This is a genomic window from Paenibacillus glucanolyticus NBRC 15330 (genome assembly GCF_004000885.1).
In the GTDB taxonomy this organism is placed as follows: domain Bacteria; phylum Bacillota; class Bacilli; order Paenibacillales; family Paenibacillaceae; genus Paenibacillus_AQ; species Paenibacillus_AQ glucanolyticus.
In genome coordinates, this window is sequence record NZ_BIMC01000022.1 from 25,793 (window position 1) to 40,278 (window position 14,486).

Below are 14,486 nucleotides of genomic sequence, written 5' to 3' on the forward strand. Positions count from 1 at the left end.
ATTCCCGGTTAATGTTAACTGGTTTCTAAAGATTATGTTACTCACTCGTTAAAGGAGCCTGGTCCCAATTCAATTTAAATTCAGAACCAAATCTTCTTATGGATTCTATGTCAGCAGTAAGATTAAAATCCTGCTCAGACCCGTAAAAACCCAATTGATAACTTCCTGCCGTATCTGTTTCTTTCCAATCCAATTGATATAAATGTTTTTCAAAAGACATAAATAAACCATTAAGACTAAATAAATTAAGCCTATCAAGAGGAAATTCCGTCGTAACTCTAATATAATTTCGAATCGTCAGGTTGGTCCAACCAAAATTCAAATCATAAATTAAATGATCCGCTTCAAAAAACTTAAAATGGATCTGGCATCCTTCATTCTCACCAGGTATTCGTGATATAAAACGGAATTCAACCCGAGTTTCCTCTTCATGGAGGTCCCTAAGTACGGCCATTTATAATCTCCTCTACGGTTATTCCTTTGATTTCGGGTAATGTTATTGTAATCAAGCGTAGTTGGAATGACAAGTCGGCGCTGCCACACCTACACCGACTTAAACAAAAAAATCCCCACTGCCATATAGCAGCGGGGATTCCTCTATTAATACATCGTAATGTACTGATCGCGTTCCCATTGGTGAACTTGTGTGCGGTACATGTCCCATTCGATTTCCTTCAGCTCATAGAAGTGCGCCAGCGCATGATCGCCAAGTGCGTCGGAAATAACTTCGCTGCGAATCAATTCGTTGAGCGCTTCCTTGAGGTTTGCCGGCAAGCTTGGGATACCTTCCTCGATGCGCTCTTCTTCCGTCATCACATAGATGTTACGGTCGATTGGAGCCGGGAGGGACAATTCGCGTTTAACGCCATCCAAACCTGCTTTTAGCATTACAGCAAGAGCGAGGTATGGGTTAGCTGCTGGATCCGGGTTACGCACTTCGATACGTGTGCTGAGGCCACGGGATGCAGGAATGCGGATCATCGGGCTGCGGTTGCTTGCAGACCACGCTACGTAGCAGGGTGCTTCGTAACCAGGCACGAGACGCTTGTACGAGTTAACCGTAGGGTTGGTAATCGCAGCAAATGCGCGTGCATGCTTAAGAATACCCGCCATGTAGTTACGAGCAGTTACGCTCAAGCCAAGCTCATCACTCTCATCAACAAACGCGTTCTCGTTGCCTTTGAAGAGCGATTGGTTGCAGTGCATACCAGAGCCGTTCACGCCAAAGAGTGGTTTCGGCATAAAGGTAGCAATCAGACCATGCTGACGAGCAATCGTCTTAACAACCAATTTGAAGGTTTGGATCTGATCGGCTGCTTTGATAGCACTCGCATATTTAAAGTCAATTTCGTGTTGGCCAGGAGCCACCTCATGGTGAGATGCTTCGATCTCAAAACCCATCTCTTCCAGCGTCAACACGATATCGCGGCGGCAATTCTCGCCAAGGTCCGTTGGTGCCAGGTCAAAGTATCCGCCTTGGTCATTAAGCTCCATGGTTGGGTTGCCTTTTTCATCAGTCTTGAACAGGAAGAATTCCGGTTCTGGACCTACATTCATGGAAGTGAAACCCATCTCTTCGGCTTCTTCCAAAGCTCTCTTCAGAATACCGCGCGGATCTCCGGCAAATGGAGTGCCGTCAGGCATATAGATATCGCAGATCAAACGCGCAACACGATCCTCGGATACCCATGGGAAGATCATAAAAGTATCGAGGTCCGGATACAGATACATATCGGATTCTTCAATACGTACATAACCTTCGATGGAAGAACCATCAAACATCATTTTATTATCAAGTGCTTTTGGCAGCTGGCTTACAGGAATTTCAACGTTTTTGATCGTTCCAAGCAAATCTGTAAATTGCAAGCGGATAAATCGAACATTTTCTTCTTGTGCAATGCGTAGAATGTCCTCTCTGGTATAACTCACTTTATCCTCTCCTTTTTAAATAAAAACTAGTAATGTGAATGAAGAATTACAGCATGGCAATCCTTATTTATTAAAAAACCGGGATAATTCCCCTTGAATCAATGAAACCTGACCCGGTCTTTTAGCGGTAATCAATTCCTGCTTCAGCAAACGACGCAGCTGCGACTCTGACATCTCACGGCGTCTGTTCTCCGTATCAGGAGTAATGACGGTAGCCTCTTCAGACTCTTTTGTGACAGGGTTCATAACTTGCTTAATGCCAGCGATGTTAACACCTTTCTCAATCAAAGCCTTAATCTCTAGCAGTCGCTCCACATCATTGAAGGAAAACAGGCGTTGGTTGCCCGATGTGCGGGCAGGGACAATTAAATTATGCTGCTCATAATAGCGTATCTGTCTGGCAGACAGATCCGTAAGCTTCATAACGATGCCTATCGGAAATAACGCCATATTCCTCCGAATCTCATCACCCATATCTCATCAACCTTCCAAGTGGTCTATTCTGATCCTATTGTACATTTCCTGATCAGCTACGTCAACCGCATGTAAGGATAACTCACAATAGTTTACGATCTTTCATACTTTGAAGGGCCATAAGTACCCCATATTTAACATGAGAGTACGTCAGCCCCCCCTGCATATAACCAATGTATGGAGATCGGATAGGGGCATCTGCCGATAATTCAAGGCTTCCTCCCTGAATGAACGTGCCTGCAGCCATGATTACCGGGTGCTCATATCCAGGCATATCCCAAGGCTCAGGCACCACATGACTGTCCACTGCCGCTGCCCGCTGAATCCCTTGAACAAAAGCGATCAAGTGATCCGGTCCGGTAAAAGAAACGGCCTGGATCAAATCCGTCCGTTCCTCCTGCCAGCCCGGCTTGGTTGTAAATCCTACGGCCTCAAACATCGCAGCAGCATATACACTGCCCTTGACCGCTTGTCCTACCGTAGAAGGTGCGAGGAATAACCCCTGGTAAATTCCCCTCGTCGTGCCTAGCATAGCTCCCACCTCACGCCCGATTCCCGGAGCGGTAAGCCGATAGGCTGCCATATCCACATAGGCTGCCTTGCCGCAGATGTATCCACCGGTTTCGGCAATGCCGCCACCCGGGTTTTTGATGAGAGAACCTGCCATCAGGTCAACACCAACTTCGGTAGGCTCCAATTGCTCCGTAAACTCGCCATAGCAGTTATCTACGAAAATAATCAAATCCTCGCGAATGGAACGGATACGGGCAACCATTTCACCGATCTGAGCGACCGTAAAGGAAGAGCGCCAATCATATCCGCGGGAACGCTGGATACCGATGACTTTCGTTGTTGGCGTGATCATCATCTCCACCTGGTTCCAATCAATCTCACCTTGTTCTGTTAGCGCAATCTCATGATAACCGATGCCAAAATCCCGAAGGGAACCCGTGCCGTCCCCAGGCTCGCCGATGACTTTATGAAGAGTGTCATACGGACGTCCAGAAATGTACAGCAGCTCATCCCCTGGTCTTAAAACGCCAAACAGCGCCGTCGAAATCGTATGCGTCCCGGAAGCAAAATGAGGACGCACCAGGGCCGATTCGGCCCCGAATACGTCTGCATATACTTCATCCAGCACTTCCCGCCCGCGATCATTGTATGCATAGCCGGTGGAAGCCGCGAAGTGAAAATCACTTACGTGATGCTTCTGGAAGGCATCGATCACCTTCCACTGATTGAAGTCCACGATCGCGTCAATCTCGCGCAAGCGCTGTCCTATTTTTGCTTCCATCTCATTGCTTAATTCAAGTATATCCTGCGAAAATCTTGCCATGACAAACCGCTCTCTCCTCTATTACACATGATGTCTCACATCTTAACACTTCATCTTTAATTCACGCTGTTGTATCTCCATTACTGCTGCTGAACGTAATCATGAAGCAAATAACCCATCTTCTCGTAATCAGCTTTATTAATTCGAACCTCGTAGAGGATATCATTCTCATCAAAAGACTGCTCCAGCACGTCGCCGATACGGTATACAGCCGAGTTCAGATCGCCCCGGTCAGCGGGAATACGAAAAGTCACATTCCCACCCGACAGCTGGTTCTGGATCGCTTCACGGACCGTGTCCAGGTCCTGATCATTATAAGCACTGATCTTTAATTGCCCCTCCCCGGTCGGCAGCATCTCCAACTGCTCCGGCTCACACGCATCCTTCTTGTTAAAAAGAACGATCTGCGGTTTATCCGCTGCTCCCAGGTCCTGCAGAATAGAATGAACCACAGCCATCTGCTCATCTCGCATGGGTGAGGAGGAATCCACAACATGAAGGATCAGATCCGCTTCATTGGCTTCTTCCAGCGTCGCACGGAATGCCGCAACGAGATCATGTGGAAGATTCTGAATGAATCCTACGGTATCCGTAAGGACCACTTCTTTGCCGCTTGGCAGTTCGAGTGCACGCGAGGTCGGATCCAGCGTAGCAAACAGCTGATCTTCGATATACACGTCTGCGGCCGTTAAACGATTCAGCAGTGTCGATTTGCCGGCATTCGTATAGCCGACCAAGGCTACCTGTACGGCGCCACTCTTCTTGCGGCGCTCCCGGTGCAGACTCCGGTGCCTTGTCATCTCATCCAGCTGCCGCTTCAGGTCACTGATTCTGTCGCGAATATGCCTGCGGTCGGTTTCGAGTTTGCTCTCGCCCGGTCCGCGTGTCCCGATCCCCGCTCCGAGCCTTGACAGATTCTTGCCATGTCCCGATAACCGCGGGAGCAGATACGTAAGCTGAGCCAGCTCCACCTGAACAATCCCCTCACGCGTCTTGGCGCGCTGGGCGAAGATATCCAGAATCAATTGAGTCCGATCGATAATCTTCACATCGAGGGATTCTTCCAAATTCCGTACTTGCGCACCGGATAACTCCTGATCGAATATCGCGGTGGTTGCGCCCAATCCATCAATCGCCATGCGAAGTTCTTCAACTTTTCCCTTACCGATAAACCATTTGGAGTCCGGGACTTCGCGATTCTGGGTGATCACATCCAGCACCTCAACTCCAGCCGTTTCAGCGAGCTGAACCAGCTCCTGCAAAGAATATTCGGGATTGATTCCCGAACGTTTAACCTTATCCGTCACCAAGCTGACCAGTATAGCCCTATCTTCGATCTCTGTCCGGGTATCATGCGTTGTATTAGTCATATATCCAACTCCTTCTAACGATTACGTCTCTTATGTTAACTAACCACGGCTGCCTGCAATAAACATGATGATGATCAGGAAGCGGTGTTACCCCTTCATTATGTTCGAAGACAGGTTTAAAATCATTGTAATTTTCCGTTTAACTTAAAGTCCTCCGGCCTTAGTGTCATAAGCTCAAGCTTGCCGGGATTCCCGGTCACATATTGGTTCAGCAGCCGAACCGATTGATTGCGAATGGATTTCTCGATCACATTCCTCACATAACGGGCATTACTGAAGGCATGGAGTCCATGATCCTTCTCAGATTGCAGATGATCCTTCAGCTTGCTGAGCGACTGCGGCATCAAAATATAATCCCGCTCCTTTGCCATCAGCTCTGAAATCTGAATCAACTGATCCATGTTGTAATCCGGAAAGTCCATCTGTATCGGAAACCGGGAATGCAGTCCAGGATTCGTATCCATAAAAAAATCGATCTCATCACTGTATCCTGCCAATATCAGAATAAATTGATTCTTGTGATCCTCCATTGACTTGACAAGGGTATCGATCGCTTCCTTGCCAAAATCCTTCTCGCCGCCTCGTGCCAAGCTGTATGCCTCGTCAATAAACAGGATTCCTCCCAGTGCTTTCTTGACCAGTTCTCTGGTCTTTTGAGCAGTATGGCCGATATATTCGCCGACAAGATCCGCTCTTTCTACTTCAACCAGATGTCCTTTGCTCAGCACGCCCATCTTCTGGAACAGCTTCGCAACGATGCGCGCGACAGTCGTTTTGCCGGTACCGGGATTTCCTTTAAAAATCATATGGTATACATGACCGCCACTTAATAAGCCTGCTTCTGAACGCATCTGAGACACTTGAAGCAAAGCGTAAATTTCGAACACCAGGTCTTTGATTTGATCCAGACCTACTAGCTGATCCAGCTCTTTCTGTATTTCCTGGAATAGACTGTGCTGGGAAACAGGGTTTGGCGAAGGGGCCGGTTCGCGTTCCGGAACCACGCTGCTGACAAGCGGAGGTTCCGCGCTGCGGAGCACGACATTAATCTGCCTGGATGGCCGTCCTTCAGATCGGCCGTTAGCGGCCGTTACACGCCCGTTCATTGCTCCTCACCTCTTTATCCAAAGGGCTGACTATCTATTCCAATGTATTCTATTTACAGCCTGCTTATTAGAAGTTTCGTCCTCATAGGACACCAACTGCGATCAGCAGCCGATCAGCCGTCCATTTCGTGTAAGCAAGCACTTCTCTCGACTTGTGTTTGACCATGGGGAGAACGGTAGATTCCGTCAGCGACATAGAAGGATGATCATAACCAAGAGTGGTTGCTACCTCCAGCGACCTCGTGCCATGATAATCATGCGTAATTATTATGGCCGTCTTCCACCCGTTGTTCTCCATGATATCTTGACTGTAGAGCAAATTCTCATAGGTGCTCGTGGCTTCGTTTTCCAAGTAGATGCGCTCTTCAGGTACGCCGGCCTCCACCAGGAAGTTTCTCATCCCTTCGGCTTCGGTATACGTATACCCTGGCTTATCGAGACCGCCTGACACGATAAAAGTATCAAATCGTCCTGCGTTGTATTCAACCAATGCTTGCTCCAGCCGTTCCCGCAGTCCCGGGCTTGGCTGATCGCCCCACATGGATGCACCCAGAATGATGCCGACGTCCGCTTTCTCTGCCGGGCTGCTCTCTGCGCTTTCAATTTTCCAATACGCATAACCCGACCACAATACCCCAAGAACAACGAGAGAGAGCAGGGCATACATCCCTCTTCTAAACCATGCTCTCTTCTTCGTGCCCGCTCTCGGCAAATTCTTATGTATTTCCTGACGCATTATTTCTTCCTCCTGAATTCTCCGTTATGAAATAACTGGTCACGATGCTTCAGAGACATCATAAAGTAAGGAAATTCATGTGCGTCGATGGCCCGAAGAAGGTTCCTTGCAGTCACCTTGGCAAGCCTGTAATCATCCCGGGTAATATCATTCCGGCGCAGGGCATCCTCAAGCTCATCTTCATCCAGCAGAAACACTTCACCGTTCTTGACGACCACAACGTCCAGATACAGATCGTCAAACCAAGGGACACCCTGATCGGTTACTCCTTGCTTCTTGCAAATATCAATGTACCATTGCACGATCTTTCGCTTGTCATCAAACATGGCGGTAACGATGAAATGGCTGTCCTTCGGATAATACTGCAGCCAAGAATAACCTTTGTCCGCGATTCGGTAGGTATGACGGCCATACGTCTTCCACAACGGTTCTTTCAGGCCGTATATGGTATATAGCGTGAGATACCCTGTAAATTGCTCACATTCCACATACCGGGAAGTGAAGTGTCGGCGGGTGATACGGCGCCAATTCGCCCGATCTCCGAATTTACGTTTCATGGAACTTTTCCTCCCCATATCGTATTCCCAGCTTACCACATTTGGGTTTCACACTCAAAACAAAGAAGCCCCCGCAATTCAAGCGGAGGCTTTCTTGTTTGGTTATGGGCTTTCTTGCGGTGCATCCTGTGTATTCGCAGGATCCGATGGATCAACAATGGTCCCCGGTACCGTAGAAACATTGCCCGTATCCGAGTTGGTTCCCCCTGTGCCGTTGCCTCCATTGTTGGAGCCATCCCCTGAACCATCAGAACCATTACCTTGGTTCTGGCCGTCTTGACCCGTTCCGGTCCCATTGTCAGGAGGTGGATTCGTTCCATTGCCGTTTCCGCTGCCAGGTCCTTCACCAGTGCCATTTCCATTGCCTGTATCTCCAGGACCAGTGCCATTACCGTTTTCGTTACCCGGAGGCACTTCGTTCCCTGCTCCATTGTCACCATCCTCAACCGGAGGCGGTTCTTCGGTATCTACCGGAGGTGGTTCCACTTCCTCGGGCGGCAGATCCTCCGAAACAGCGACGACCTGCAGAACGTTCGAAGGTTCCGACTCCTTGCCAGTCGAAGTATCAAAAGCAGTCACGTAGTAATCGTAGGTCAATCCTTCCATGGCGCTCACATCTTCAATGGAGGTTCCGCCCAAGGAATCGAGAATACGGGTGTATTCCGCCTCGGATGTTTCCTTACGATACAAGTGATACTGAATATTGCTGCCTTGAACCGCATTCCAGCTCAGGGATACGGTCTGAGTCTCGCCATTATACGAACCGGTCAGTCCGCTGACGGCGGTTAATGTCGTTTCTTCTACTGGAGGCGGTGGCGGTTCAGTGCTCGGGAAGTTCTTCGCTTCATAACCCTGAACCGCCTTCTCCATCACTTTGCCCCATAATGAAGCCGAGATCGAGCTGCTTCGTTTCAGCAGATGCTGTCGGTCAGGCGTATCGTATCCCATCCACACAGCAGCGGTTAACTCCGGTGTGTATCCGACAAACCAAACATCACGGTTCGAGCTAACACCCTTGTATCCACTTTGCGTGGTTCCGGTCTTACCGGCTACCGGACGACTGATCCGGGCGTTCTTGCCCGTTCCTTCATCAACGACGCGACGCATCATGTCTGTCATTTGCGAAGCTGTAGAAGCTTCCATTACACGTTTCCCTTTGCTTCCTTTGTTCTCGTGCACAACCTTACCTTTGTTATCTTTAATCTGTTTGATCGCAAAGGCCTCTTTAAATTCACCGCCATTTGCGAAGGCACTGAACGCTTGTGCCATTTCAAATGTATTGGTACCGGTATCCATTCCGCCCAGTGCAAGGGACAGATTCGCGTCACCCTCGGACATTTTGATGCCCAAACTCTGCGCAAAATCAAAACCGGTCTTAACTCCAATCTGATTCAACAGCCAGACGGCCGGAATATTCTCGGAGCGCTGAATCGCTTCAGGCATACTGATTGTCTCCGAGTAACCATGCAGGTTATTCGGACAGTAATTGCCGCCGAAACACTGCTTTTTATTGCTCAGCCTGGAATCTTTCGTGAATTTCCCGGATTCCAGCGCAGGTGCGTACGACACAATTGGCTTCAACGCGGAGCCCGGTTGGCGACGGCTGTCGGTTGCCCGGCTGAACCCGCCTCTCGTATACTCACGCCCACCGGCCATGGCTACGATACCGCCGGTCTCTTGGTTAATAATAACCATAGAGCCTTCAACAGGTACATCATCCGGGCTTTCTTCGAAGTTAGCCGGGTTGCTGAACTCCTCCTCCACAGCCTGCTGAGCATTGATATCCATGGTGGTATAAATCTGGTAACCTCCGATGTTGACATCATCCTCGGTAAGGCCCCACTTCTCTTCGGCCTCTTCCATGACGTAATCAATAAACGCCGTATACTTCTGCTGTCTTTCAGGCGGTGTATAATCATAATCCACCTTTTTCGCTTCCTCAGCCTCACCGGCCGTAATGTACCCTTGCTGCTCCATCAGAGTCAGCACCACAGCACGACGCTCTTTGGAGAGGTCGGGGTTCTTCAGCGGATTGTAACGGGAGGGCCCCTTCGGCATTGCCGCCAGTGTTGCCATTTCCCACAATTCCAGATTGTTCAAGTCGGATTCCCCAAAATACCGCTCGGAAGCCGCTTTAATGCCGTAATAAGGTCCACCGAAGTTAATTCGGTTCAAATACATCTCAATGATCTCTTCCTTGCTGTGCTGACGCTCAAGCGCGAGCGCGATCGACATTTCCGTCGCTTTGCGGAAAAATGTTTTATCGCGTGTCAGGAAGATATTTTTTGCAAGCTGCTGTGTGATCGTACTTCCGCCCTCTACCATGGATCGAGCCATGATATCCTTGACCGCGGCACGGCCGATCGACCACATATCCACGCCGTTATGCTCCATAAATCGTTTATCTTCTGTTGCAATGAATGCCTGTACTAATAAATCAGGAATATCTTTGTACTCGACCGGGTCACTCTTCTGGATAGATAGCTCACCCATCAGGGTGCCGTTACGGTCATACACTTTGGAGGTACCGTAAGCGGTCAGTTTATCCTGGTTCTGCTCCAGCAGCTTCTCGCCGCTGATCAGGATGAACAAGTAACCTGCAAGCGCGCAGAAGATCGCAATGACGGCTGTAAAAAACAACGCCCATGCAATTCGTTTGCCTTTGCCTTTTTTCTTCTTCGATTTAGGTTTGGTGGTTTTGGATGTCTTCGAGTTGTCTTTGTTTTTGTTCAACCTTGACATCTGATTATCTTTTCCAGCCATTTGTCCCCCTCCTTACTCCCTTGCGGGATCAAGCCTCTGACTCTCGTCAAGTCTCGGAAAGAAAAGAACAACCTTCTCAGGTTGCTCTCTGCACTCCTTATAACTAAACGAATTATAAACAAAAAAGTTTCAAAATAATCAGGATGGTATGATTATGCTCTCTATGAATCAATCTAAAATCTATTGATCGTTGTTGTTATCCTGCATCAGGGACACATTGCGCTGCGGCATGAACGTGGAGATGGCATGCTTGTACACCATTTGCTGACGGCCGTCGCTGTCAATCACGATGGTAAAATTGTCAAAAGCTTTGATCGTTCCACGGATCTGAAAGCCGTTTGTCAGGTATACCGTGGCCGGAATGTTCTCTTTACGCAGTTGGTTCAAGAACGTGTCTTGGATGTTAATGGACTTGTTCATTAGCCGTACCCCCAATGGTTCAATTAGATTGTTTTGAAATATATTCAAGATTTCAGTGAAACTTTCCTGCTATTATAGCACGGATTTTTTGATAGTTTGCAGAAAAATTTCCCGAGTCGGTGACGTCTACCCACTCGATGTCTTTCATATGACGAAACCATGACAGCTGCCGCTTAGCGAACCGGCGTGTATCACGCTTGAGCAGAACCACCGCTTCCTCGTAGCTAAACTCCCCGTTAAGATGCGATACAATCTCCTTGTAACCAAGCCCTTGCATGGATACAAGCCCTGGAGCATACCCTTTGTCCATGAGCGCCGCCACCTCATCAACAAGTCCCTGATTCAGCATAAGATCAATTCGCTCTTCAATACGGTTATATAGCATTTGCCTGTCCATTGTCAAACCGACCAAGCATAAGTCATAGGGAGACTGCTTGGTTTGAGGGGCCAGCTGGGCTGAAAGCGGGATACCTGTCATGTGGAATACTTCCAGTGCACGAACGACCCGACGTAGGTCATTAGGGTGAAGCCGATTGGCTGTTTCAGGGTCTACATCGGCAAGTTTCCGGTGAAGGGCTTCCGCACCATTTTCGTTGGCATAACGGAACTGCTCATCCCGAAAAGCCTCGTCCGCCCCGGTCTCGCTGAACTGATAGCCATAGCATACCGATTCCACATAAAGCCCTGTTCCACCAACGATGAACGGCAGCTTGCCCCGGCCAGCAATCTCGGTTATCAATCTTCGGCTCTGCTCCTGAAATTCAGCCACTGAATAGGGATGATCCGGCTCGTGGATGTCAATGAGATGATGGGGAATGCCTTCCATCTCATCCGCAGAGATTTTGGCTGTGCCGATATCCATGCCCCGATATACCTGCATCGAATCGCCGGATATAATCTCACATCCAAATTCCTTGGCAAGTTCAATGCTCATTTTGGTTTTGCCTACAGCTGTCGGTCCGATAAGAACGAGCAGTTTCGGTTTTGATTCATCTGTCAATGGAAATCACTCCGTACGTTATTTTCGATTTTCCCCGCTCAGGCAAAGAAAAGCCCAGCCGCTCAAACTCTCCGCTGTACCGTGCTTCCTTCAGAACAACGGTTTTTCGTGCAACCCTGACCGCTTCTCTCACACTTTCCTCATCCAGCGGTTCCCCATTCGCATAATGCCTAAGCGGATTGATGGATGCCGAATCTGTGATCGGCTCGCGGAACATCGGATCGAAATAGACAATATCCACGCTCCGATCCGGCAGCGATTTCAAGTAGTCTAAGTGATGGCTGTGCCGTACCTCGATTCTCCTCATGGCCTGATCACTGGCCTCCAGATGACTTTCATAGGTCCGAAGGCCCTCTTTGAGCAGCGCATACAAGGGCAGCGAGCTCTCCAATGCGGTGACCCGGCTGTTCTCCCCGCCTTTGCCCGAGAACACCAACGAGTCAGCGCCAAGCCCGGCCGTACAATCGAGAACGGAGTCTCCTTCGGCCATACCGGCAGCATCCAGCATAGGATCCGGATTGCCGTGCAGCACGCGTTTCAATCTGACAAATCCCATGCTCGGATGAAATTCCATGACAGAGCCGCCCGGTCCGCTGAGACGCACATGTCCGTTCAATACGACCAGAATGTCGTCGTCTCCGAATCTGCGGGCTAATTTTCGTAATGAATGACCACCGCGCTGAACATATCGGCACCCGGTCTCCTGGGATAAGCTTATCGCACGTTTAACAATGTCCGGCGCTTCCGCTTCTCCAGTTGTAATGATCATGAAAGTCCTCCTTGCTGTTACATGACGCGTTTAAACATTTTCTCCAAATCATAAGCTGAGAATGAAACCACGATCGGTCGTCCATGCGGACAGGTGTATGGCTGGCGACAGGCGCCCAGACGCTGAATCAATGTCATGGCCTCCTGCTCGGTCAGCTTCTGATTGGCTTTGATGGAGGCCTTGCAGGAGCACATGATCGATGAGGTCTCTCTCAGCTTCGCAACATCAATATTTCGTTCGCTCAGCACCCACTCAGCCATCTCTTCAATGATGGATTTCTCGTCACCCTTGGGGAACCAGAACGGGTGGGAACGCACCAGAAAGGTTTGGCCGCCGAAAAACTCCATATATACGCCGACCTTCTCAAACCAGTGCAGCCGCTGCTTCACCTTCTCCGATTCCGATGGTGTGAATTCAAGTGTAATCGGCAGCAGCAGCTCCTGTGAGGCGGCAGCCGGCTTACCGAACTGCTCGTAATAGTACTCGTAGTTAATCCGCTCATGGGCGGCATGCTGATCAATCAAATATAGCCCGGAATCATTCTGCGCAATCAGATAAGTTCCGTGGTGCTGACCGATCAATGTAAGTTCTGGAAATGGCGGGATTTCCGGGGCAGGCCCTGATGCAGCCTGAAGCCATTCCTTGGTTACAGACGGAATATGGGCATTCCCCTTGTTCTCATAACGGTAATCGCTGCGATAGGAAGAGGCTGCAGCCGTTTCCCGCATGGGAGCCGTTGCTGGCGTTCCACCTGACCCATCCCCGTAAGAGCGCCTGATACCGGATTCGGGCTGTAAATGATCCCGCTTCTCGGACCATGCTGATCCAGGCGGGATCGGGAAGGACGTCATACCTTGATCGGATTGATCACCGCTTCGTGCCGCCGGGGCCTCTCCGTCTTCCCTGCTTCCTACCGAAGCATCCCGACCCTGCGCATTGGGAAATTGCAGCTGCTCCTGAATGAAGGCATGCTCGCTTTTGCCAATAGCTTGTTTGGCAGGGCGGGGAATGAGTATTTCCTGCTGCAGCACCTTGCGGATCTCCTCCTCCACAAATGCAAACAGCTCCTGTTCTTTGCTGAACCGCACTTCCAGCTTGGATGGATGCACGTTCACATCAATCAATGAGGGATGCATGGTCAACTGAATGACAACGAGCGGAAACCGGTTAATCGGCAGCAGCGTGTGATACCCTCTTAAGACGGCCTGCATCAGGCCATAGTTGCGGACATATCTTCCATTGATGATCAGCGACATGCCGTTCCGGTTCGCCCGGGTGTAATCCGGACGGCTGATGTATCCGCTGAGTGTGTAATCCATATTCTCCGCTTCAAACGCGAGCATGGCTTTAGCGGATTGAGTGCCATAGATAGCCGCAATCACTTGCAAAGCATCACCATTACCCAGCGTTTGAAGCAGAGAGTTTCCATTATGCCGAAGCGTAAAAGCAATATCCGGCCGCGAAAGAGCCAACCGATACATGTAATCGGAAATATGCCCAAGCTCCGTCTGGATCGTTTTCATATATTTCAGCCTTGCCGGCGTGTTAAAAAACAATTCTTTCACCAGGAAATCCGTTCCCCTGGGGGCAGCAGTCTCTTCGTTCACACGAAGATGCCCGCCTTCGATTTCGATCTTCCGGCCGCGGCCGTCCTGAACATTGGACGTCACCAGCCGTACCTTGGATACCGCGGCAATGGACGGCAAGGCTTCGCCTCGGAATCCGAGGCTCGTGATCTGAAACAGATCCCGGCCTTCCGTAATTTTGCTTGTCGCATGGCGGTAAAAAGCCGTCTCGCAATCTTCCGGGTCAATGCCTGCCCCGTTATCCGTGACACGAATGCTGTCGAGTCCGCCTTCTTCGACCGTAACGTCGATCTTGGTGCTCCCGGCATCGATGGCATTCTCCACAAGCTCCTTCACAACGGAGGCAGGCCGCTCCACCACCTCGCCGGCAGCAATCTGGTTTGCGATATGCTCGTCCAAAATACGAATAATCCCCATTGTTCCTACCTCCGTTTCACTTC

General features: G+C 49.7%; 13 protein-coding genes. All 13 read right to left on the minus strand.

Going from position 1 to position 14,486, the window contains the following annotated elements; all coding sequences use genetic code 11:
• Window positions 1-37: 37 nt before the first annotated feature.
• The 13 genes from PGL02S_RS23635 to mutL all read right to left on the minus strand — a co-directional run bounded on the left by PGL02S_RS23635 (window position 38) and on the right by mutL (window position 14,463).
• Window positions 38-454 carry a hypothetical protein gene (locus tag PGL02S_RS23635; RefSeq protein ID WP_036637546.1) on the minus strand — a complete coding sequence of 139 codons (417 nt, stop codon included), beginning with the start codon at window positions 452-454 and terminating at the stop codon, window positions 38-40.
• A 146-nt stretch (window positions 455-600) separates the two neighbouring features.
• Window positions 601-1,929: a type I glutamate--ammonia ligase gene (gene glnA, locus PGL02S_RS23640; RefSeq protein WP_006209653.1), complete on the minus strand. Its 1,329-nt coding sequence runs from the start codon at window positions 1,927-1,929 to the stop codon at window positions 601-603.
• Between the two features lie 63 nt (window positions 1,930-1,992).
• Window positions 1,993-2,403 carry a MerR family transcriptional regulator gene (locus tag PGL02S_RS23645; RefSeq protein ID WP_006209652.1) on the minus strand — a complete coding sequence of 137 codons (411 nt, stop codon included), beginning with the start codon at window positions 2,401-2,403 and terminating at the stop codon, window positions 1,993-1,995.
• A gap of 82 nt (window positions 2,404-2,485) precedes the next feature.
• On the minus strand, window positions 2,486-3,739 hold the full coding sequence (locus tag PGL02S_RS23650) for a methionine gamma-lyase family protein (RefSeq protein ID WP_036637545.1): 1,254 nt from the start codon (window positions 3,737-3,739) through the stop codon (window positions 2,486-2,488).
• A gap of 80 nt (window positions 3,740-3,819) precedes the next feature.
• Window positions 3,820-5,109 (minus strand): GTPase HflX, encoded by a 1,290-nt coding sequence (gene hflX, locus PGL02S_RS23655; RefSeq protein ID WP_036637544.1) that lies wholly within the window; start codon window positions 5,107-5,109, stop codon window positions 3,820-3,822.
• A gap of 122 nt (window positions 5,110-5,231) precedes the next feature.
• Window positions 5,232-6,215 carry an AAA family ATPase gene (locus tag PGL02S_RS23660; RefSeq protein ID WP_006209647.1) on the minus strand — a complete coding sequence of 328 codons (984 nt, stop codon included), beginning with the start codon at window positions 6,213-6,215 and terminating at the stop codon, window positions 5,232-5,234.
• A gap of 82 nt (window positions 6,216-6,297) precedes the next feature.
• Window positions 6,298-6,951, minus strand: a complete 654-nt coding sequence (locus PGL02S_RS23665) for a YdcF family protein (RefSeq protein WP_036637543.1) — start codon at window positions 6,949-6,951, stop codon at window positions 6,298-6,300.
• The gene (locus tag PGL02S_RS23670; RefSeq protein WP_006209645.1) at window positions 6,951-7,508 is read right to left on the minus strand and encodes a DUF402 domain-containing protein; all 558 of its coding nucleotides are present in this window, start codon (window positions 7,506-7,508) and stop codon (window positions 6,951-6,953) included. The genes PGL02S_RS23665 and PGL02S_RS23670 overlap by 1 nt, the downstream gene beginning before the upstream one ends.
• A 102-nt stretch (window positions 7,509-7,610) precedes the next feature.
• Entirely contained in the window at window positions 7,611-10,271 is a 2,661-nt protein-coding gene (locus PGL02S_RS23675) for a PBP1A family penicillin-binding protein (RefSeq protein ID WP_036637541.1), read from the minus strand.
• Between the two features lie 180 nt (window positions 10,272-10,451).
• Window positions 10,452-10,691 carry an RNA chaperone Hfq gene (gene hfq, locus PGL02S_RS23680; protein ID WP_006209643.1) on the minus strand — a complete coding sequence of 80 codons (240 nt, stop codon included), beginning with the start codon at window positions 10,689-10,691 and terminating at the stop codon, window positions 10,452-10,454.
• A 52-nt stretch (window positions 10,692-10,743) separates the two neighbouring features.
• The gene (gene miaA / locus PGL02S_RS23685; RefSeq protein WP_036637539.1) at window positions 10,744-11,691 is read right to left on the minus strand and encodes a tRNA (adenosine(37)-N6)-dimethylallyltransferase MiaA; all 948 of its coding nucleotides are present in this window, start codon (window positions 11,689-11,691) and stop codon (window positions 10,744-10,746) included.
• On the minus strand, window positions 11,681-12,460 hold the full coding sequence (locus PGL02S_RS23690) for a class I SAM-dependent methyltransferase (RefSeq protein ID WP_036637537.1): 780 nt from the start codon (window positions 12,458-12,460) through the stop codon (window positions 11,681-11,683). The genes miaA and PGL02S_RS23690 overlap by 11 nt, the downstream gene beginning before the upstream one ends.
• 17 nt (window positions 12,461-12,477) lie before the next feature.
• On the minus strand, window positions 12,478-14,463 hold the full coding sequence (gene mutL, locus PGL02S_RS23695) for a DNA mismatch repair endonuclease MutL (protein ID WP_036637535.1): 1,986 nt from the start codon (window positions 14,461-14,463) through the stop codon (window positions 12,478-12,480).
• Window positions 14,464-14,486 lie beyond the last annotated feature (23 nt).

What these genes read in the sequence shown, in the direction of transcription:
- PGL02S_RS23635 (WP_036637546.1), bottom strand. Translation starts at nt 454, where the DNA reads ATGGCCGTACTTAGGGACCTCCATGAAGAGGAAACTCGGGTTGAATTC.
- PGL02S_RS23645 (WP_006209652.1), bottom strand. Translation starts at nt 2,403, where the DNA reads ATGGGTGATGAGATTCGGAGGAATATGGCGTTATTTCCGATAGGCATC.
- PGL02S_RS23650 (WP_036637545.1), bottom strand. Translation starts at nt 3,739, where the DNA reads ATGGCAAGATTTTCGCAGGATATACTTGAATTAAGCAATGAGATGGAA.
- hflX (WP_036637544.1), bottom strand. Translation starts at nt 5,109, where the DNA reads ATGACTAATACAACGCATGATACCCGGACAGAGATCGAAGATAGGGCT.
- PGL02S_RS23660 (WP_006209647.1), bottom strand. Translation starts at nt 6,215, where the DNA reads ATGAACGGGCGTGTAACGGCCGCTAACGGCCGATCTGAAGGACGGCCA.
- PGL02S_RS23665 (WP_036637543.1), bottom strand. Translation starts at nt 6,951, where the DNA reads ATGCGTCAGGAAATACATAAGAATTTGCCGAGAGCGGGCACGAAGAAG.
- PGL02S_RS23670 (WP_006209645.1), bottom strand. Translation starts at nt 7,508, where the DNA reads ATGAAACGTAAATTCGGAGATCGGGCGAATTGGCGCCGTATCACCCGC.
- PGL02S_RS23675 (WP_036637541.1), bottom strand. Translation starts at nt 10,271, where the DNA reads ATGGCTGGAAAAGATAATCAGATGTCAAGGTTGAACAAAAACAAAGAC.
- hfq (WP_006209643.1), bottom strand. Translation starts at nt 10,691, where the DNA reads ATGAACAAGTCCATTAACATCCAAGACACGTTCTTGAACCAACTGCGT.
- PGL02S_RS23690 (WP_036637537.1), bottom strand. Translation starts at nt 12,460, where the DNA reads ATGATCATTACAACTGGAGAAGCGGAAGCGCCGGACATTGTTAAACGT.
- mutL (WP_036637535.1), bottom strand. Translation starts at nt 14,463, where the DNA reads ATGGGGATTATTCGTATTTTGGACGAGCATATCGCAAACCAGATTGCT.